The 19,504-nt window shown below is 63.0% G+C and carries 19 protein-coding genes and 1 pseudogene; 6 read left to right on the top strand and 14 right to left on the bottom strand.

Annotated features, from left to right (window positions below; genetic code table 11):
- Nucleotides 1-12: 12 nt before the first annotated feature.
- Nucleotides 13-900: a glutathione-dependent disulfide-bond oxidoreductase gene (gene yghU, locus NKJ20_RS28600; protein ID WP_352748698.1), complete on the top strand. Its 888-nt coding sequence runs from the start codon at nucleotides 13-15 to the stop codon at nucleotides 898-900.
- On the opposite strand, the gene NKJ20_RS28595 is transcribed toward yghU, so the two are convergent.
- The 4 genes from NKJ20_RS28595 to NKJ20_RS28580 all read right to left on the bottom strand — a co-directional run bounded on the left by NKJ20_RS28595 (nucleotide 897) and on the right by NKJ20_RS28580 (nucleotide 3,962).
- On the bottom strand, nucleotides 897-1,721 hold the full coding sequence (locus tag NKJ20_RS28595) for a hypothetical protein (protein WP_352748695.1): 825 nt from the start codon (nucleotides 1,719-1,721) through the stop codon (nucleotides 897-899). The two genes, yghU and NKJ20_RS28595, sit on opposite strands and share 4 nt — an antisense overlap.
- Nucleotides 1,722-2,029: 308 nt before the next feature.
- Nucleotides 2,030-2,281: an exopolysaccharide production repressor protein gene (locus NKJ20_RS28590; protein WP_352748693.1), complete on the bottom strand. Its 252-nt coding sequence runs from the start codon at nucleotides 2,279-2,281 to the stop codon at nucleotides 2,030-2,032.
- 195 nt (nucleotides 2,282-2,476) lie between these two features.
- Nucleotides 2,477-3,598 carry a KamA family radical SAM protein gene (locus NKJ20_RS28585; protein ID WP_502894977.1) on the bottom strand — a complete coding sequence of 374 codons (1,122 nt, stop codon included), beginning with the start codon at nucleotides 3,596-3,598 and terminating at the stop codon, nucleotides 2,477-2,479.
- A gap of 193 nt (nucleotides 3,599-3,791) precedes the next feature.
- On the bottom strand, nucleotides 3,792-3,962 hold the full coding sequence (locus NKJ20_RS28580) for a hypothetical protein (protein WP_023675693.1): 171 nt from the start codon (nucleotides 3,960-3,962) through the stop codon (nucleotides 3,792-3,794).
- A 129-nt stretch (nucleotides 3,963-4,091) separates the two neighbouring features.
- Here NKJ20_RS28580 and NKJ20_RS28575 point away from each other — a divergent pair, with 129 nt between their 5' ends.
- Entirely contained in the window at nucleotides 4,092-4,523 is a 432-nt protein-coding gene (locus tag NKJ20_RS28575; RefSeq protein WP_352453694.1) for an SAM-dependent methyltransferase, read from the top strand.
- A 61-nt stretch (nucleotides 4,524-4,584) separates the two neighbouring features.
- On the opposite strand, the gene NKJ20_RS28570 is transcribed toward NKJ20_RS28575, so the two are convergent.
- Together NKJ20_RS28570 and NKJ20_RS28565 are read right to left on the bottom strand one after the other, a co-directional pair.
- On the bottom strand, nucleotides 4,585-6,207 hold the full coding sequence (locus NKJ20_RS28570) for an ABC-F family ATP-binding cassette domain-containing protein (protein ID WP_023675691.1): 1,623 nt from the start codon (nucleotides 6,205-6,207) through the stop codon (nucleotides 4,585-4,587).
- Nucleotides 6,208-6,368: 161 nt separating this feature from the next.
- Entirely contained in the window at nucleotides 6,369-6,920 is a 552-nt protein-coding gene (locus tag NKJ20_RS28565; protein ID WP_352708702.1) for an isochorismatase family protein, read from the bottom strand.
- Nucleotides 6,921-7,131: 211 nt separating this feature from the next.
- Between NKJ20_RS28565 and NKJ20_RS28560 the strand changes: the two genes are divergently transcribed.
- Complete coding sequence (locus NKJ20_RS28560; protein WP_352748685.1) at nucleotides 7,132-7,683, top strand: DUF4019 domain-containing protein; 552 nt, start codon at nucleotides 7,132-7,134, stop codon at nucleotides 7,681-7,683.
- Between the two features lie 255 nt (nucleotides 7,684-7,938).
- Here NKJ20_RS28560 and NKJ20_RS28555 read toward each other — a convergent pair.
- From NKJ20_RS28555 to ku, 6 genes and pseudogenes are all read right to left on the bottom strand, one after another.
- Nucleotides 7,939-8,334 (bottom strand): annotated as a pseudogene (locus NKJ20_RS28555) (LysR substrate-binding domain-containing protein); the annotation flags it as partial.
- A 66-nt stretch (nucleotides 8,335-8,400) separates the two neighbouring features.
- On the bottom strand, nucleotides 8,401-9,171 hold the full coding sequence (locus NKJ20_RS28550; protein WP_352708700.1) for an exodeoxyribonuclease III: 771 nt from the start codon (nucleotides 9,169-9,171) through the stop codon (nucleotides 8,401-8,403).
- A gap of 9 nt (nucleotides 9,172-9,180) precedes the next feature.
- Entirely contained in the window at nucleotides 9,181-9,828 is a 648-nt protein-coding gene (locus tag NKJ20_RS28545; RefSeq protein ID WP_352708698.1) for an alpha/beta hydrolase family protein, read from the bottom strand.
- A 32-nt stretch (nucleotides 9,829-9,860) separates the two neighbouring features.
- Nucleotides 9,861-10,538: a hypothetical protein gene (locus tag NKJ20_RS28540; RefSeq protein WP_352748683.1), complete on the bottom strand. Its 678-nt coding sequence runs from the start codon at nucleotides 10,536-10,538 to the stop codon at nucleotides 9,861-9,863.
- Nucleotide 10,539: 1 nt separating this feature from the next.
- Complete coding sequence (locus tag NKJ20_RS28535; RefSeq protein WP_352748680.1) at nucleotides 10,540-11,637, bottom strand: tetratricopeptide repeat protein; 1,098 nt, start codon at nucleotides 11,635-11,637, stop codon at nucleotides 10,540-10,542.
- Complete coding sequence (gene ku, locus NKJ20_RS28530; RefSeq protein ID WP_352708693.1) at nucleotides 11,634-12,548, bottom strand: non-homologous end joining protein Ku; 915 nt, start codon at nucleotides 12,546-12,548, stop codon at nucleotides 11,634-11,636. Before ku ends, NKJ20_RS28535 begins: the two co-directional genes overlap by 4 nt.
- A 335-nt stretch (nucleotides 12,549-12,883) precedes the next feature.
- On the opposite strand from ku, the gene NKJ20_RS28525 reads away from it, so the two are divergent.
- Entirely contained in the window at nucleotides 12,884-14,206 is a 1,323-nt protein-coding gene (locus tag NKJ20_RS28525; protein ID WP_352748677.1) for a Fic family protein, read from the top strand.
- Between the two features lie 8 nt (nucleotides 14,207-14,214).
- Here NKJ20_RS28525 and ligD read toward each other — a convergent pair whose 3' ends face one another.
- Together ligD and NKJ20_RS28515 are read right to left on the bottom strand one after the other, a co-directional pair.
- On the bottom strand, nucleotides 14,215-16,716 hold the full coding sequence (gene ligD / locus NKJ20_RS28520; RefSeq protein ID WP_352748676.1) for a DNA ligase D: 2,502 nt from the start codon (nucleotides 16,714-16,716) through the stop codon (nucleotides 14,215-14,217).
- Nucleotides 16,717-16,803: 87 nt separating this feature from the next.
- Nucleotides 16,804-17,028 carry a hypothetical protein gene (locus NKJ20_RS28515; RefSeq protein WP_023675682.1) on the bottom strand — a complete coding sequence of 75 codons (225 nt, stop codon included), beginning with the start codon at nucleotides 17,026-17,028 and terminating at the stop codon, nucleotides 16,804-16,806.
- A 183-nt stretch (nucleotides 17,029-17,211) separates the two neighbouring features.
- Here NKJ20_RS28515 and NKJ20_RS28510 point away from each other — a divergent pair, with 183 nt between their 5' ends.
- Entirely contained in the window at nucleotides 17,212-18,219 is a 1,008-nt protein-coding gene (locus NKJ20_RS28510) for an aldo/keto reductase (protein WP_352748674.1), read from the top strand.
- Between the two features lie 229 nt (nucleotides 18,220-18,448).
- The gene (locus tag NKJ20_RS28505) at nucleotides 18,449-19,399 is read left to right on the top strand and encodes a substrate-binding domain-containing protein (RefSeq protein WP_352748727.1); all 951 of its coding nucleotides are present in this window, start codon (nucleotides 18,449-18,451) and stop codon (nucleotides 19,397-19,399) included.
- Nucleotides 19,400-19,504 lie beyond the last annotated feature (105 nt).

Raw genomic sequence — 19,504 nt, 5'->3', positions numbered from 1 at the left:
AAGGCCTCCCAAATGAACGACTACGCAACGGACCAATACACGCCGCCAAAAGTCTGGACCTGGAACAAGGCAAATGGCGGCGCTTTCGCCAGCATCAACCGGCCGACCGCCGGCCCGACGCATGACAAGAAACTGCCGGTCGGCAAGCATCCGCTGCAGCTTTATTCGCTGGCGACACCGAACGGCGTCAAGGTGACGATCATGCTGGAGGAACTTCTGGCGCTCGGCCACAGCGGCGCCGAATACGACGCCTGGCTTATCAGGATCAACGACGGCGACCAGTTCGGCAGCGGCTTCGTCGAGGTCAACCCCAACTCGAAGATCCCGGCCATGATGGATCGCAGTGGGAAAAAGCCGGTCCGCATCTTCGAATCCGGCTCGATCCTGCTCTACCTTGCCGAAAAATTCGGCGAATTCCTGCCGACGGAGCGGCCGGCTCGCGCCGAGACCCTGTCATGGCTGTTCTGGCAGATGGGCTCGGCGCCCTATCTCGGTGGCGGCTTCGGCCATTTCTACACCTATGCGCCGACGAAGATCGAATATGCCATCGACCGCTTCGCCATGGAAACCAAGCGGCAGATGGACGTGCTCGACCGACGCCTCGCCGAAAGCGAGTATTTAGGCGGCAGCGACTATACGATTGCCGACATTGCGGTGTGGCCCTGGTATGGCGGGCTGGCCAAGGGCCGTATGTATGACGATTCCGGCGAGTTCCTGCAGGTGGAGCAGTACAAGAACGTGCAGCGCTGGGCCGACGCCATCGACGCGCGGCCGGCGGTCAAGCGCGGCCGCATGGTCAACCGCACCTTCGGCGAGCCTTCGATGCAGCTGCACGAGCGCCATGACGCCAGCGATTTCGAGACCAAGACGCAAGACAAGCTCGCGGCGGCCAAAAGCTAAGCGGACGACGCGCCGATCTCCCGCCTTGTAGGGGAGATTGGCAGCTTCGGCCGACTGCTCAAGCTCGCCTTCACCGCCGCCATCCACAGCCGGTCGATGTTGGCCAGGAATTTCTCGTCGAGTTTGTCGAGGTGCTTCCAGTACATGCCGTCTTCGAAGAAATAGCCGAGTTCCTTCTCGATCCTGTCGGCCTCCTCCGCCTGATCGAGCCGCAGGCCGGCAAGCATCTCGGCCTTCATTTCCGAAAGCTGCGAGGAAGAAAGCGCGCCGAGTTCATTGAGCGTCAGCCGCGGGAAGACCAGCCGGCTGCGCGGCAGGTCGGATAGGTTGACGCACAGGCAGCCGCGCCGAAGCGCATGGATGAGCAGGCGGGCCGACTTCGCCTCGAGGTTGCGCAGGGTGACGTCGTTGCGCAGCGGATCGGCGCGGCCGACGCCGTAAAAATGCGTGTTGCCGGGCTGGTCGTAGATCATGTCGCAGCCAAGGAATGCCAGCACGTCCGGCTTCTGACTGTGGATCGTCCAGTAGGCCGCCGTCATCGACATGGTGCCGCCGGCATAGACGAAGCCACCAAAGCTGTTTTGCGCCGGCACGTAATGCGAGGCGCTGAAGATCTGCGCCTGCTGCAGGGGACCGCCTTGCGGCATCCGCTCCGCCGGGAAATCGCCGGCATGGACGAGGAAATCCCAGTCGGGGCGCACGCGCCAGGCGTTGTTGATGGCGACGATCTTGCCGAAGGCCTGCTTGGGCCAGGCGGCGCAGCGCACGACATCGGGGGCGCTACCGATCAGCAAGATCACGTTCGGCGTTCCGTCGATCACCACAACCCTCTCGACCGGCCGAAATGCATCTCGATGCCGCCCGGTTGAACGGCTTTATAGCCTCAACGGCCCATCGAAAACACCAGCCGGATTTAAGCTGGCATCAACAAAAGGGAGCTTGCCAGCCGGTTGTAAAATGTGGCCTTAGGCACCGTCGTACAAACAGCAGGCAGGTTTTCCCGCTAGCCCAAAAACGACGATATGAGTTGGGCGATATATATTAGTTGACTAAACTAGCGGAACGTCCAATGCACATTCCCAGAACCGAACATGTCCTGTCTAGACCATGATATCTATATGGGACATTACTACATAAGCTGAACGCGACCTCGACGGTTCGGCGGCACAGCCCTCAGACGCCGCGGCTTTGCCTCCGCGCTTTTCGCCCCGGATCCGTAGATCAACCGGACGACGAACAGGAAATATCCAACCTGCATGACGATCAAGGTCAAGATCGTCCAGGCCAGCGTCTTCCAGATTGAACCCGTCGCAAAGTAAGTCGAGATCGCCACGATGGACGATGTGGTGGTCAGCCCCACCAGGAACTGTGGAAAGTTCATGATTTTTCTGCGCCGCCCCGGAACTCGCTACAGACGGGACGAACTCCCCTAACCCATTACCCCGCACCAACATTTCCACCATTTTAGCAATTGCGCAAGCACCAAATAGAACAGCAGTTAACGCATGCTTCCGTGATCAAGGGCTGCATGTCAGGTCACCAAGGTGGGCTGGCTTGGACAGCGGCTGCGCGTCCCCTACTCCCCAGCAACCTCCCTATACGCCCTCACCGCCCCATCAAGCGCACGTATTCGCCACGTCTCCGCTTCGCGCGCCTCGAGATAGGACGGGCCGAGCGGGACTTTCCCTCCGCCGTCCGGCAGGTCCAGCACGTAGACGGGATTGCAGATGCCCGACAGGCGCGCACGCAAGGCGCTGACCAGCGCCTGGCCCTCGGCGATCGTGGTGCGCCGGTGCGCCATGCCGCGCACGAGATCGCCGTGGTGCAGATAATAGGGTTTGACGCCAAGGCGATACATCAGCTCGCGGCACAGCTCTTCCAGCACCTCGACCGTATCGTTCACGCCTTTCAGCAGAACGCTCTGGTTCAGCAGCACGAAGCCGCCCTGCCGCAACGCGCGGCAGGCCCGCTCGGTCGCCTCCGTGATTTCGCGTGGATGGTTGAAATGGGTGACGACAGTGACCATCAGCCGGCCCTGCAAGGCTTGAATCAACCCGCCAGTGACGCGCGACGGCAGCGCGACGGGTACGCGAGTGTGGATGCGCAACAGCCGCACATGCTGGATCGCCTCGACACGGGCGTGGATTTCCGCCAGCGCCCTATCCGGCAGCGACAGCGGGTCGCCGCCGGTCAGGATCACCTCGCGGATTTCCGGATGGACCGCGATATAGGCGAAGGCTTCGTCGAGAGCTTCGCGCGTATAGCCGCGGCCGATCGACGTCAGCTGCTCCTTGCGAAAGCAGAACCGGCAATAGACCGCGCATTGATAGGTCGGGAACAACAGAACCCGGTCGGCATGTCGATGCGTCAATCTAGGCACGGGACTGAAGGCGTGGTCGGCGATCGGATCGTCGAGTTCGCCCTCCTGCTCTGCCAGTTCGTCGGGCGACGGGATGACCTGAAGCCGTATCGGATCGGCGGGGTCGTTCCAGTCGATCAGGTCTAGATAGGCCTTGGGAATGCGAACCTTGTGGCGCGTGGCCGCGGCTTCGGCCGCCGCCCGCTCGGCTGGCGACAGCGGCAGCGAATCCAGATCGCCTACATACCGCACGCCCTCGCGAACATCGTCCCGCCATGCGGCATCCGCCTCGCGAGCGCGCCGGTCATCGGCTGCCACGCCGGCCGCATCGAGCGCCATGCTGGCGTCGGGGATGTCGGGATGTGAGGTCATCGCAGGCTCCTTGAATTTCGGGCCGGGGTACAGCATTGGAGCCAGGACTTGAAGGCAATAAGCGGTGTTTGGCCGGGTTGGAGGGCGCGGCAGGAAGCCACAACCGGCCACTGATCAGAACAATCGTCCAATATCGCTGACGCACAACATTAGCTTGCTCTTATATTAGCTTGAGCGTATACACATAAACGGCCGGTGATCTACCCCCCAACCGGTTAGGCTCGGCGCCAGTTCCCTCCCTACCCCTCAGGTCAACGACGCCGGGCCGCTCGGGGTCCGCACGGTCGCCCGCGGTCGAGACCGGATCGTCGACCTCTTCGATGTCGATCATGCCCCCTGCTCAAGCAGCACCCAACTGAACATACCAGCTGAACACATCGGCGATGCCCGCGTCTCTCGGCCTTCCCGTCGCCGGCCGCGGTCGCTAATCTCGGATTGCGAAAAAGCTGGAGAAGAGCGTATGGCGAACGACTTGTCGCCAAGGCTTTTGGAGATCGTCAATGCGCTGCCCTTGCGGCAGGGCATGCGAGTGCTGGAGATCGGCTGCGGACCGGGTGCTGCAGCGCGCGAGATCGCGCGCCGGATCGGCGGTGGGCACGTGCTGGCGATCGACCGCTCGGCCAAGGCCATCGCGCAGGCCGGGGCCGCCTCGCGCGCCGAGATTGCGGCAGGCCGGCTGAGCCTTCGCCAGGTCGCCATCGAGGATTTCGAGTTGGAGGCCGATGAGAAGCACTTCGACATTGCCGTTGCGGTGCGCGTCGGCGCGCTGGACGGGCGTCATCCCGAAGCAGGAAAAATTGCCCTGCGACGGCTCAAGGCGGCGTTGACCGCGCAAGGCCGGCTGTTCATCGACGGCGGCGATCCGCTGCGCGAAATTGCGATACATGGCTGAGCACCTCGTGCTTGGCCTCCGGAATCGAGCGTCTACGTGACCGTGAGCGGCAGAGCCGGCCTCAGCTCCGCAACCCCGGCGCCTCCTGCCCGGTGCGCTCGACATATTCGGTATAGCCGCCGCCATAGGTGTGGATGCCCTCGGGCGTCAGTTCCAGCACCCGGTTCGACAGCGCCGCCAGGAAATGGCGGTCATGCGAGACGAACAGCATGGTTCCCTCGTACTGCGACAGTGCCGTGATCAGCATCTCCTTGGTGGCGATGTCGAGGTGGTTGGTCGGCTCGTCCAGCACCAGCAAATTGGGCGGATCGAACAGCATCAGCGCCATCACCAGCCGCGCCTTCTCGCCGCCCGACAGCACGCGGCATTTCTTCTCGATCTCGTCGCCGGAAAAGCCGAAGCAGCCGGCCAGCGCCCTGAGCGGCGCCTGGCCGGCCTGCGGAAATGCATCTTCCAGCGTCTGGAACACGGTGCGCTCGCCCTCCAGCACTTCCATGGCGTGCTGGGCGAAATAGCCCATCTTGACGCTGGGCCCGCGCGCCACCGTGCCATTGTCCGGCTCGGAAGCGCCAGCGACCAGCTTCAGCAGCGTCGACTTGCCGGCGCCGTTGACGCCCATGATGCACCAGCGCTCGCGGCGGCGCACCTGAAAATCCAATCCCTCGTAGATCGAGCGGCTGCCATAGCCCTTGTGCACGTTCTTCAGCGTCACCACGTCCTCGCCGCAGCGCGGCGCCGGCTGGAAGTCGAACGATACCTTCTGGCGGCGCTTGGGCGGCTCGACCCGGTCGATCTTGTCCAGCTTCTTCACCCGGCTCTGCACCTGGGCGGCATGCGAGGCACGTGCCTTGAAGCGCTCGATGAAGGCGATCTCCTTGGCCAGCATCGCCTGCTGGCGCTCGAACTGCGCCTGCTGCTGCCGGTCGGCAATCGCCCGCTGCTGCTGGTAGAATTCGTAGTTGCCGGAGTAGGCGGTCAGCGAACCGCCGTCGATCTCGACCACCTTGTTGACGATGCGGTTCATGAACTCGCGGTCGTGCGAAGTCATCAGCAGCGCGCCGTCATAGTTCTTCAGGAACTGCTCCAGCCAGATCAGGCTTTCGAGGTCGAGATGGTTGCTCGGTTCGTCGAGCAGCATGGCGTCGGGCCGCATCAAAAGGATCCTGGCAAGTGCTACGCGCATTTTCCAGCCGCCGGACAGCTTGCCGACGTCGCCGTCCATCATCTCCTGGCTGAAGCCAAGGCCGTCCAGCACCTCGCGAGCACGCCCATCCAGCGCGTAACCGTCGAGCTCCTCGAAGCGGTGCTGTGCCTCGCCGTAACGGGCGATGATCTCATCCATTTCACCGGCGCGATCGGGGTCGCCCATGGCGTGCTCGAGCTCGCGCATCTCGGCCGCCACTTCGCTCACCGGGCCGGCGCCGTCCATCACTTCGGCAACGGCGCTGCGGCCGGACATGTCCCCGACATCCTGACTGAAATAGCCGATGGTGACGCCGCGATCGACGGAGACCTGGCCTTCGTCGGGCTGCTCCTCGCCGTTGATCATGCGAAACAGCGTCGTCTTGCCGGCGCCATTAGGCCCGACCAGCCCGACCTTCTCGCCCTTCTGCAAGGCGGCGGAGGCTTCGATGAAGACGATCTGACGGCCGTTCTGCTTGCTGATGCTTTCGAGACGTATCATGGGTTTCCGGGGAAGGCCAAAGGAGCGTTCCCGCGCCAATACGCGATAGGCCGCGTCAGAGGAAGCCCGCAGTGGCGAGGCGCCCCGCGCCAAATTGTCTGAACCCGCCAGTTGCTTCCCGGCTGGATCAGGCTTTGACGGCGTAGGGATGAGCCGGCGGATCAGCTATCGGTAAGCGCCTTCGTCGTCGCCATTTTGACCCCGGCGGCGGCAAATGCCGCATTGTGCCGGGCGATGATCTCCGCGGCGGTCTCGCTGGTGGTGTCGAGCGTGCTGTGGGCGTCGGAAACCACGGTGACGCCCAGGCTCGCCGCAAAGGCGCCCTTCACCGTGGCCGCCACGCAAAAATCGGTCTGCGCGCCGATCAGAACGACCTCGCCGGCGCCCTGCCCGGCCACCCATGCTGCAAGGGCGGCATTGCTGAACGCATCGCCGACACGCTTGGCGAAAGTCGGCTCGTCCTCGGCCTGGCCGAGCGCCGGCCACACCGGCCAGCCCGGCTCACCCGGCGCCAGAGGATCGCCCTGCGGCCCGTCATGCCGGACGAAGGCGACCTTGCGCCCGCTGCGCCGCGCCCACTCGATCAGCGCGCGGCTGCGGGCGACCATGCCGTCGGCATCATGGATCGGCGGCTCGGCGACGCCGTCGAACATGCCGGTCTGAAGGTCAATCACGATGAGCGGCGCAGTGGCCGCGGGGCTGGTCCCTGACATGGTTTTTTATAGCACGAGGGCGGAGCTGATCAAGGATCAGGGCCGCGATGGCGCGCACGGGCAACCGCAAGTGGCTGGAGCTCGAGATATGTGACAATCCGCTTGCAGCAGCGCTAACATAGCGCGCCATTGGGATGTGGGTCAGTTCGAAATTCTGGCTATCGGCCGTGACCGGATTGCATTCGTGGCAAGCTCCTGCGAAGAAATTACCATGACACATGCAGCCGTAGCTTTCCTAGCGATCGTGACTTCGGTGTTGGTCGCGATCCTACCCGCACAATCGCAAGAGTGGACGCCCTCGGAGGACGCGGTTCGAGATGCAACGGAAACGGTTGGTCGCTATTTCCTTTCGCTCGATAACCAAGAGTATGGGCGGGCATACGAAATGAAAACTGATACCGCCAAAGCTTCGATCCCATCGAACGCCTTCATGGAGCAAAGTAAACATTTTCATTCTCAGGCCGGCGCTGTGCGCGAGCGCCGGCTACTCAAATTCACGTGGTTGAAGGACCCAGAGAACGCTGCCTTTCCTGGCGTCTATGCCGCAGTCGACATAGCGGCGAAGTTTGAAAACATCGATCGTTACTGCGGCTATATTGTCCTCTATCAGCGGCCATCAGGTGGAAATTTTCGAGTCATGCGGGTCGAAAGCAACTTCATCGACAACTCTACCGCGAAAAGCATTGAAAAGACCCAATCGAAACTCGAATTGGATCGAGCATGGGCCGAGTTGTCGGCTAACTGTCCGAATTTTCCATCGTGAAGGTGAAGCGGTCCGTTTTTGTACCTTCCGCAACCATCGGCTTTTCGGTTTCCCTCGCTTCGATCAGCGCAACAATGTCGCAGATCTCTTACAGTTTGCCGGCCCTACGACGCGAACGCAGCGAGAGCGCAGCTTTTGTCCTCACCCAATCCGCCCGTCACGGCATAGGCGCCGGCGGTGCGCTTGTCACTAAACCCAAGTGCGATGTTTATCTCGTCCGATCGCCCTTCGCAAAGTAGCCGGCGGCCCGGACGATCACACCCGGCCCGATGTCCCATCCTCGCCAAAAATCCCGGTCACCCAGTCGATGAACACGCGTACCCGTGGCGCGAGCTGGCGGTTCTGTGGGTAGAGCGCCGACAGCGGTGTCGGCGACAGCGGGTAATCCGGCAGCACTTCGACAAGCGTGCCGCGTGCGAAATCCCCGGCGAAGCGGTAGTGCGGCGCCTGCACCAGGCCGAAGCCGAGACGCGCCAGCTCCGCCATCGTGTCGGAGCCGTTGACCGTCACCTGGTTGGGCAGGCTGACATAGCGCAACGCGCCGCCGACGGTGAATTCGAGCGGCATGACCTCGCCGGTCCGCGACGAGCGGAAGCCGACCATCAGATGGCCTTCGAGATCGTCGAGGGTTGCCGGCATGCCGAGGCGTTCGCCCGCGAAGCGGCGCGGCCAACCTGACTGGTTGCCGCCCGGAAAGGCGGCGCCAGCCTCCGTGCCTCACTTCAACTCCACCCAGACCGGCGCGTGATCGCTGGCGCCGGTCTCGCCGCGCATGTCGCGGTCGATGCCCGCCGCTACCAGCCGGCGCGACAGCTTCTTGCTGAGCAAGATATGGTCGAGGCGCAGGCCGGCATCGCGCGGCCAGCGGTTGCGGCGATAGTCCCAGAATGTGTAGAGCGTCTCGTTCGGGTGCTTCTTGCGCAGCGCGTCAAGCCAGCCCTGGTCGAGCAGCCGCTGGAACGATGCGCGGCTTTCCGGCTGCACCAGCGCGTTGTCGTCATAGGAGCGGGTCGGGTAGATGTCGCGCGGCTCGGGCACGATGTTGTAGTCGCCGGCCAGCACCACCGGCAGGCCGGTGTCGAGCAACTGTGCCGCATGCGCCTCCAGCCTCTCGTGCCAGTTGAGCTTGTACTGGAATTTCGGCCCGGGCTGCGGATTGCCGTTCGGCGCGTAGAGGCAGGCGACGACGATGCCGTTGACCGCCGCTTCGATGTAGCGCGCCTGCTGGTCGCTGTCGTCGCCGGGCAGCGCCTTACGGGTCAGAACGGGTTCTGCGCCACGCGAAAGGATGGCGACGCCGTTCCAGGTCGGCTGCCCGACGCAAACCGCGCCGTAGCCGGCGGCCGCCAGCGCAGTGCGCGGAAACTGCGTCTGTCTCGCCTTGAGCTCCTGCAGGCAGGCGATGTCGGGTTTGGCGGCAGCCAGCCATGCGAGCAGGTTCGGCAGCCGGCTGTTGATGTTGTTGACGTTGAAGGTGGCGATCTTCATCGGCCTGCTTCAGCGCACGATGCGTTCGGTCCACGCCTTCACCGCATCAGCGAGCGTCTTCAGATGATCGGCGGTGGAGAAGCCGGAGATGTTTTTGCGCGGCTTCAGATCATGGTCGCCGTCTTCCAGCCAGAAGATCTCGATTGCGTCGGACAGAGCATAGGTCGCGACCTCGTCTTTGGTCCCGAACTCGTCGCGCGTGCCCTGGAAGATCACTGTCGGCGTCTTGAGATCGGCCAGGTGTTTTGTCCGAAGCTGCGTCGGTTTGTCAGGCGGATGGAAGGGATAGCCGAGACACAGCAGCCCTGAAATCTCGCCCTTCGAAAACATCTCGTCGGCGATCATCGAAGCGACGCGTCCGCCCATCGACTTGCCGCCGACGATCAGCGGACCCTTCACGCCCTTCGCCCGGAGGTCGGCGATCGCCTTGACGTATTCCGGGTTAACCGTCTCGGCGCGCGGCGGCGGCTTGCGGTGGCCGTAGCGGCGAGCCGCCATGTAGTGGAATTCGAAGCGCGCGACGCGGAAGCCGGCTGCGGCTAGCGCTTTTGCCGTGGCGGTCATCGAGGCCGAGTCCATCGGCGCCCCGGCGCCGTGGGCGAGTAGGATGGTGATGGCGGCGGTTTCGGGGCCGTCGAATAGGAAGGCGGTTGGCATCGGGCTTCGAACTCCAGGTAGGCCCGCAACGACTATGGCCGCGCTGCACTCGCGTTACAAACTTGTGACCGCAGATACTCGATCTGGGCTGTCTGATATTCGGGCCAGTTTGCCCGATCGAGACCGCCAACCCAGGAGCAAGCTGCTTCACGCCCATGAACCTGTTCCAGCAGGCAAAAGTAAGCATGATCTCGCCACGTTCCGCACAACTGCTCGTTACCGTTCATGACATCCTGCGCCGAAGACCAAGTGAACCACCTCTTGATCCACTCGCCGACCTTGCCATCCAAATCATCGACGCACTGGGCTATGAACCCGTCCAGGTTCTGTTCATTCGCGACCCAAAACGGCCCTCGGCTTCTAACAAAGTCGCTGTCAATCCCATCGAAAGCAACTCCGAGGAATTGTGCGTTCAATTGCTCGGAGCTTTTAGTTTTGAATTGTGCCGAACTTGGATCCTTAATCGCATACCAAGCGCTAAAGTCCCTGTATGACTTGGCGAATTTCTTCCATTTGAAGACGGCCGAGAGTGAGCAGTCATAGTCTCCGTACCGGCGGTCAGCATAGCAGTCGAACTCGATGCTGAAGTCGGTCAAATTGTCTGCGGATGCTACCAGAAGCTTGGCGGTGTCCGGCTTGAACCATTTCGCCCCCAGGCGCGCATGAAGTTCTTCTGAAACTGTTTTTCGAATGGTTTTTGAATCAAGCATGTCAGTAGGACGCCGACTTTTGCGCCAGCTGCAAATCAACGAACTGTATCCCCTTGGCCGCCATGCGCGCCCATTCGGAATTGGCGTCGAGCTCGAGATAGCGCACCCAGCGACGCCGCGCCTCGGCGAGATTGCCGGCGTCGAACTCCAGCCTCGCAAGGTTGAATACCGCATCGGCATAATCAGCGTCCAATGCGATCGCCTTCAACAAATGGCGGCGCGCCGAGGCTACCCGCCGCTCTTCGCTCATCAGCCCGGCAAGATTGAACCAGGCCTCGACGAAGCCGGGGTCGCACTTGATGGCGCGGGCATAGTCGTGCGCCGCCTCGGCCGCTTGGCCGGCGGCGCGCAGGCAGTTGGCGCGGTTGAAGGCGGCGATGGCATCGCTCGGGTCGATGGCCAGGCAGCGCTGGTAGAGGGCCGCCGCCTGCTCGTGGTCTTCAGCCCCTTCCGCCGCCTCGGCATCGGCGAACAGCTCTTCCAGCGTGTCGTCATCCTGCGTTCCCAGATCGAACAGCAACTGGCCGTCGAGTTCGCTCTGGCCGCCCTCGAGATAGATCGCATCGGCCCGCCCATGCTGTGAGCCGACGGCAAGCGACTTGGCGGTGAGCGAGGCGACCGGGCCCGACCGGTGCACCGAGCGCGCAATCGCCCCCCATGAGGCGCCGCCGGCAACCAGCCCGGCATATTTGCGGGCGAGGATTAGGTCGCGAAAGGAATACGGTTCGCAATCATGCTCGAAGGCATCGAACAGCGACAAAAGGTCGAGATCCGCGCCGGTCAGCCGCGACTGGTCGATCAGCGACTGCCGCGACAGCGCCGAAGCCTCCGGCGCCTTCATCAGCCTGAGCAGGCGCAGGAAGCCGTTCTCGCTGACCAGCTTGCGCCCGGCCGCGCGCTCGGTGACGACGCGGCGCTCAATCTCGGTATCGCCGGCCCTGGCGAGCAACATGCGGCCCAACACGACATGTGTGGTGCGCCGAGTGACGCCGCGCCGCAACTCGCCGTGCTGGCGCTCGAGCTCGCGCGCCGCCAACCTGAGCGGAAAGGCGGCCAGCGCGCCGACGATGCCGAAGACCGTGCCGGCGAGAGCCGTCACGCCTTGCTCTTGCCGACGGCTTTGAGAAGGTTCGCCTTGAGCGGGTTTTCCTTGGCCGCGGCGGCGCTGGCCTTGGCGGATTTCGCCGCGGGCTTGGCCGTTTCATCGGCCTTGCTCTTCGACTTGGCTGGCGGCTTGGCCGATTGGGACAGGCTGGCCTTCAGCGCATCCATCAAATTGATGACATTGCCGCGCTCGGGGGCCGCCGCGATGATCGGCTTGTGGCCCTTGAGCTTCTCGCGGATCATTGTCATCAGCGCGATCTCGTAGCGGTCCTCGTAATTCTTCGGATCGAAGGTGGTTTCCTTCTGCTTGATCAGCGCCTCGGCCAATTGCAGCATTTCGGGATCGGGGTTTCCGGCCGGGATATTGCCGAAATACTCAGCCGTGCCACGCACTTCGTTCGGATTCCTCAAGGTGCAGACGAACATGCCGTTCTCGCGCGCGCCGATCGTCACCACGCGCTCGCGGCTGGACAGCACCAGGCGGGCGATCGCCAGCTTGCCGGATTTGCGCATGGCTTCGCGCAGCACGGCGAAGGTCTCCTCGGCCATTGCGCCGTCCGGCGCCAGGTAATAGGGCGCGTCCTGATAGATGACGTCGACCGAATGCTCGTCGACAAAAGCCTCGATGTTCATCGTATGGTTGGATTCGATGCGCACCGCATCGAGATCGGAGTCCTCGATGATGATGTACTGCTTGTCCTCGTATTCGTAGCCCTTGACCAGGTCCGAACGCTCGACCAGCCCGAGCTCGGGGTCGACCGGCTTCATGTTGATGCGGTTGTGCGTCTTCTTGTGCAGCTGGTTGAAGCTGATGCGCTCGCTGGCGCTCGTCGCCGGATAGAGCCGGACCGGACAGCTGACCAGACTGAGCTTGAGGTAACCTTTCCAACTTGCCCTGGGCGCCATGAAATACTCCTACGCGGCCTTGTGCTGTCGAACTGTTCGCAGCGTTCATTCGTCCGGAGGACGAACGGGGCTGCCGAAATCCTACATCGACCCCTTACAATACCGGCAAATCCCTAGCGAAATCTTCCATCTTGGCTGAAGGATCGGCGGTGGGACCTGACGGGAAGAATAATTCAAATTTTCCGGAGCGTCGATGGATTCCAGATCGGACCGGCGCACCGCCGTCACCATTCTACCGGACGGCTCTGTGCAGCGGCCAAAAGATCGGCCAAACCTGTGCCTCGACCCGCTTTGATGCTGGAGTTTCAATCTGATAACGCCGTTTGCGATCGGCCATGACCGATCGCCGGCCGGCTGGCAGACAATCGGCCAAAAGATCGGCCAATTTTTCTATTAATCTAGAAAAAACCATTTATGATTATGTACTTATTAATTATGAAGATCGGCCAAAAATTGGAGGCAGCCGTACCATGGAAGAAAGCGTACAGCGGATCGAACCGGCCCGTCTGGAGGAGGTATCCGAGGAAATCTCGGATGCCCTGGCGGAATTGTCGGCGGCGTCCGCTACGTTGGGCGGCAGCCTTCATCCCCGTACTGCTGCCAACCTCGCCGATCTCGTGCGCATTATGAATACCTATTACAGCAACCTCATAGAGGGCCATGACACGCGTCCGCGCGACATCGAGCGCGCGCTGGCAGGAAATTTCGACAAGGATGAGGAACGGCGGAACCTGCAACTTGAAGCCGCCACTCACGTCAGGCTCCAGGCCGAGATCGACCGGATGGCTGCGCGGGGCCGATTACCTGATCCGGCTTCCCGCGACTTCATCCTGTGGCTGCATCAGGAATTCTATCGGGATGCCGAGGAACTCATGCTGCGTGTCAAGGGTGCAGGGCGCGAATTTCTCATGGTGCCCGGGGAATGGCGATCGAAACTTGAGCACGATGTTGCGGTCGGCAGGCATCAACCGCCATCCAGCGTCCGCGTCGACGATTTCATGTGCTATTTCGAAACGCGCTACCGCTTCGCAAAGCTCGGCAAGGCAGGCCGGATACTCGCCATTCCTGCTGCGCATCATCGCTTCAATTTCATCCATCCATTTCCCGACGGCAACGGGCGCGTCAGCCGCTTGATGAGCCATGCGATGGCACATGAGGCAGGTATCGCCGCTCATGGATTGTGGTCGATTTCACGTGGACTGGCGCGAGGGCTGAAGAGTCGCAAAGACTACAAGACCATGATGGATCATGCCGACATGCCGCGCCAGGGCGATCTCGACGGCAGAGGCAATCTCTCACAGCGCGCGCTAGCAGATTTCACCCTGTGGTTCCTGCGCGTCTGTGTTGACCAAGTGACCTTCATGTCCGGCCTTTTTGATCTCGCCACGTTGGCAAAGCGTCTTCGCGCCTACGCTACAAGCAGCGAGTTGAAGCCGGAAGCCAGCCGTCTGCTGGAAGAGGCGCTGATACGCGGCGAATTCGAGCGAGGCGAAATCTCGCGCATTACCGGACTGCCCGAGCGGACCGCGCGGCGGGTTTTCAATGATGTCATTTCGCTTGGGCTGCTGGAATCCGAAACGCCCAAAGGGCCGGTATCCCTGCGCTTTCCCGCCAAGGCCTTGGACACGCTGTTCCCGAGGCTGTTTCCCGAAACATGAATCAACAGTCAGCCAGCCTCAGGTCCAACCACCGGCAAATCCCTGGCGAAATCTTCCATGTCGGCCCAGGGATCGCCTGACGTCGCCAGCAGGCCCGGCAGCGACGAATAATTCAGATCCTGCGGAGCGTCGATGGATTCCAGATCGCTCCAGCTCACCGGCGTCGAGGCCGGCAAATTGGTGCGGGCGCGCAGCGAATAGGGAGCCGCAGAAGTGTGGCCGCGCGCATTGCGGTGATAATCGATGAAGATACGCCGCTTGCGGTTATCCTTGCCCATGGTGGTGGTGAAAGTGTCGGGCGCGGTGGCGGCAAGATGCGTCGAGATGGCGCTGGTCGCCTGGTGCAATTTCTTCCAGTTCTGCTTTTGCGTCACCGGCACTGATATGTGGATGCCGTGGCCGCCGGACGTCTTGGCGAACGGCACCAGCCCTAGCGCTTCCAGCTCGCCCTTAATGTGCACCGCCGCCTCAACAACCTCGCGCCAGGCGATCCCCTCGCCCGGGTCGAGGTCGAAAACGACCAGGTCCGGCTTGTCGAGCCGCGTGCGATGGGTGCCCCAGGTGTGGAACTCGACGACACCGAACTGCGCCAGCGCCAGATAGCCCTTGGCGTCTTCCACCGAGAGATAGGATTTGGTCTCGCCCTCCGAATTGGTCGCTTCGAAAGTCGCCACAGAGGACGGCATGCCGGTGAAGGCGTGGCGCTGGAAGAAACAGTCCTGCGGCCTGCCGGTCGGGCAGCGCACCAGCGACACCGGCCGGCCGAGAATGTGCGGCAGCATGAAATCGCCGACCAGCGCATAATAGACGGCAATGTCGAGCTTGGTCGGGCCGGTCTTGCCGAACAGCCGTCGCGTCGGGTTGGTCACCCAGATGGTGGCGAGGTCGGCCTCGGCGATCAGCCGCTTGCGCTTGGCCGAAACCGGCGTCGACAGGCCGACGTCGCGCAGGCCGCGGAACACCGCATGGCGCAGCGCATTGTCGGTGGTCCGGTTGGCGTAGTGGATGTGCGCCGAAAGCAGCGGCCGCACCCACTTCATCTCGCGCATGATCTCGCGCGGAACGCCTTCCGGCGCGGACGCACCCGCCTTTAGCGGCTCCAGCCTGGCCAGCAATTCGCCGGCGGTCCCCGCATCGAAGCCGGTGCCGACCTTGCCGCGATAGTGCAGCTCGCCGTCTTCGAATTCGCCGAGGCCAAGTGCAGCCAACCCCTCTGCCGCATCGGAGACTGTGTAGCCGGCGATGACGAAGTCGCCGGTCTGAAGCGCCTTGGTCTTGGTCCAGGTCTTGGTACGGCCGCTCTGGTAGATTGCCGTGGCGCGCTTGGAGACGACACCCTCGAGCCCCATCTCGGATGCCTGGTCATAAAGTGCTTGGCCGTCTCCTTCGACATGATCGCTGAGCTGGATGGCCGAATTGGCGCCGAGACCGGACAGCAATTGCGAAAGCAGCGCCTTGCGCCGGCGGAGCGGCGCTTGTCTCAGGTCCCAGCCGTCGAGATACAGAAGATCGAAAGCGTAGAAGTGGAGCTTGTTGCCGGCGCCTTCGGCCAGCGCGTCTTGCAAAAGGGCAAAGCGGCTGATGCCCTTGGCGTCCAGCGCGACGACCTCGCCGTCGATGATCGCCTCGCGGCACGGCAGCCTGGCGAATGCAAGCGGCAGGTCGCCATAGCGCTTCGTCCAGTCGAGGCCGGCGCGGGTGATCAGCCTGACTGCGCCGTTAGCGAGATGCGCCATGGTGCGGTAGCCATCGAATTTGATCTCGTGCAGCCAGACTTCGCCCGTTCGGGCCGCTGGGTCATCGCCGCCCGGCGGCTTCGGAACCTGCGTAGTCAGCTGCGGCTCGATCCGGGAAGGCGGCGGCGCCTTGACGACGCCCGGCAAAGCGCCGGGTTTCAGCACCACCGGCCTGGCAGGTTTGGCGGCCGGCTTCGGCGTTGCCACCAGCTCCTCGATGCGGCGTCCGGATTTGACGCTTTCCGGCCGGGCTTCCAGTATGTCGAGCTTGGCGTCGGCGGCGAGATCGCGCTCCTTGAACAGCAGCCAGTTCTTCTTGCCCTCATCCTCGCCGGGCTTCGGTTTCAGCCGCGTCAGCATCCAGCCGCCATTGAGCTTTTCGCCGGCCAGCCGGAACTTGAAGGAACCGCTGCGCAGGCTCTTCTCGACATCGTCCATCGGCGCCCAGACGCCGGTGTCCCAGACGATCATCGGCCCGCCGCCATATTCGCCTTCGGGAATGACACCTTCGAAGTCGATATACTCAAGCGGATGGTCCTCGGTCTCGACCGCCAGCCGTTTGTCGGCGGGGTTGAGCGACGGGCCGCGCGGCACCGCCCAGCTCTTCAGCACGTCGCCAACCTGCAGGCGCAGATCGTAGTGATCGGCGGTGGCGTGATGCTTGTGAACGACGAAACGATTGCCCTCACCGGCAACCAGACCGCCGGCTGGTTCCGGCGTCCTCGTGAACTCGCGCTTGGCGCGATAGGCCTTGAGCTTTGGCGGGGCGGTCACGGCCACATGCTCTTGCGCAAAAACAACGGCTTGATGCGCATGTCTTGAATCATTTTGTCAGCATCGGGCAGGTCGGCGTCACGCCGCTCAATCGTCGGTGGCCGGCGTCAATTCGAGCTCGGCCGGCGACAGGCCCTGCTGCAGCTGGCTGAGCCGGAATTCGTCGACCCAATAGGCCTCGCCGTCGACCAGCACCCGCGCGCTGTAGCTGCCGGCCGAAAAACGCTGCGCAGTGATGTACACCTTGTGGCGGTCGAGCGCGTTCCGCACCGCGGCGCGCTTGGATTTCTGACTGGCGACGGAACTGGCCATGCTGGTTACTCACGCACAAGCCGCAAGGCGGCGTGACTTAAGGATGGCCGAGAGCGGCTCGGCTGTCAATTTGGCGGTCGCTGCGAGCCGCGCGCGGTGGCGCCTCCCGCTCTGTGGAAACCGAGCCGGTGCGCTATATTGCCCGGGCGGCTTGGAACGCGATGCTGATCCGGAGAGCTTCACATGACATTGACGATGCACAAACTCGGCAGCCAGGGGCTGCAAGTCTCGGCAATCGGTCTCGGCTGCATGGGCATGAGCCAGTCCTATGGCCCGGCCGACGAGGCGGAATCGACCGCCACGCTGCACCGCGCCATCGAACTCGGCTGCACCTTCCTCGACACCGCGGAAGTGTATGGGCCGTTCACCAACGAGGAACTGCTCGGCCGCGCGCTGAAGGGCCGGCGCGATGAGGTGACGATCGCGACGAAATTCGGCTTCCGCATCGAAAACGGCAAGCAAGTCGGCACCGAGCGCGACAGCCGGCCCGAACATATCCGCGAGGCTTTGGAAGGTTCGCTGAGGAGGCTCGCCACCGACCACGTCGACCTCCTCTATCAGCACCGCGTCGATCCGGCGGTGCCGATCGAGGATGTGGCGGGCGCTGTCGGCGAGCTGATCGCTCAGGGCAAGGTCCGCTTCTTCGGCCTCTCTGAAGCCGGCGCCGCCAATATCCGCCGGGCGCATGCCGTGCATCCGGTGTCGGCCGTGCAGAGCGAATATTCGCTGTGGGAGCGCAATCTGGAACCGGAAATCATTCCGCTGCTGAAGGAGCTCGGCATCGGCCTGGTGCCGTTCTCGCCGCTCGGCCGCGGCTTTCTCACCGGCGACGTCAGGCGCGCCGAAGATTATCCGGAGGGCGATTACCGGCGCGGCGACCCGCGCTACCAGGGCGCCAACTATGACGCCAATATGCAGGCGGCGGCCACGGTACTCGACATCGCCGCGGCGAAGCCCGTCAAGCCAGGTCAGATCGCGCTGGCCTGGCTGCTCCACAAGGGGAGCGACTTCGGCATCGACATCGTGCCGATCCCCGGCACCAAGCGGCGCAAGTACCTCGAGGAGAACGTCGCCGCGGCTTCGATCAGGCTGGACCCAGCCGAGATGCGAGTGCTGGACGACGCGCTGGCGCCGGGAAAGGTCGCCGGGCCGCGCTACGGCCAGCGCACCATGGTGATGATCGATCGGTAGGTCTTGCCTGATCCCGTTCTTGCGCAAAGCTCCGGCCTTGGCTAGCATCCGCCTGCAGGCACCGAGCGGAGGAGAACGTCGCGGTGGACCGGCTGGAGCGCCGTTGCGTCCCTTCAAACACGAGTTGGGCGCTCGAAGGACACTCCATTTTTGAATCGACGCAAGGAACCTTCCGGAAAACCCATTCCGGTTTCGGGGTCGTGCGCTCATCTGGGAGGAGACTAAATTGATCAACAGACGTGAATTCCTGCTGTCGTCGGCGGCGATGGCCGCTTTGGCGCTGGCCGCTCCGCAACTGGCTTTTGCCCAGGACAAGCTGACCATCCTGGGTTCGGTGCCGAGCCTCGGCTTTCCGTTCTTCGTGCACATGCTGAACCAGATCAAGGCGGAAGCCCAGGCGCAGGGCGTCAACCTGGTCGAAAGCGACGGCCAGAACTCGGCGCCCAAGCAGACCGCCGATATCGAAGCGGCGCTCGTGCAGAAGGTCAACGCCATCGTCATCTCGCCGCTCGACGTCAACGCGCTGGCCCCAGCCATCGAGGAAGCGGTCAAGGCCGGCGTTCCCGTCGTCACCATCGACCGCCGTGTGGAAGGCGTCGAGGGCATCCTTGCCCATGTCGGCGCCGACAACGTCAAGGGCGGCGAGGCCGAAGCGAAGGCCATGGTGGCGGCGTTCCCGAACGGCGCCAAGATCTTCCATCTGCAGGGCCAGCCCGGTGCCGGCCCGGCGATCGACCGCAACAAGGGTGTGCACAACGTCCTCGATCCGATGAAGGACAAGTATCAGATCATCTTCGAGCAGACCGCCAACTTCGCCCGCGCCGAGGCGCTGTCCGTCACCGAGGCCGGCCTTGCCGCCAACGGCAAGCCCGACGCGATCATCTGCGCCAATGACGATATGGCGCTTGGCGCGGTTGAAGCCTGCGCGGCGCGCAACTTCACCGACGTCAAGATCTACGGCTTCGACGCGCTTCCCGAAGCGCTGGTCGCCGTGCGCGACGGCAAGCTGGCCGGAACGGTCGAGCAATTCCCCGGCGAACAATCGCGCACTGCGGTGCAGATCGCGGTCGCCTACGCCAGGGACAAGACCGAGCCGAAGGAAAAGCTGGTGCTTTTGACACCGATCGTCATCGGCAAGGACAATCTCGACAAGGCGGAGAGGCTGGGCGAGACGAAGTAGGCGAAGCCGACGGGGCAGCGCCCCCCTCTGGCCTGCCGGCCATCTCCCCCTCAAGGGGGTGTTTGGACCGGAGACATCGCGAACAGGTGTGCGAGGACATCGCGA

It is taken from the genome of Mesorhizobium sp. M0185 (assembly GCF_040322175.1).
Classification (GTDB): Bacteria; Pseudomonadota; Alphaproteobacteria; order Rhizobiales; family Rhizobiaceae; genus Mesorhizobium.
Note: the sequence above shows the minus strand (reverse complement) of the source record. Positions and strands in the feature narration are given on the sequence as shown.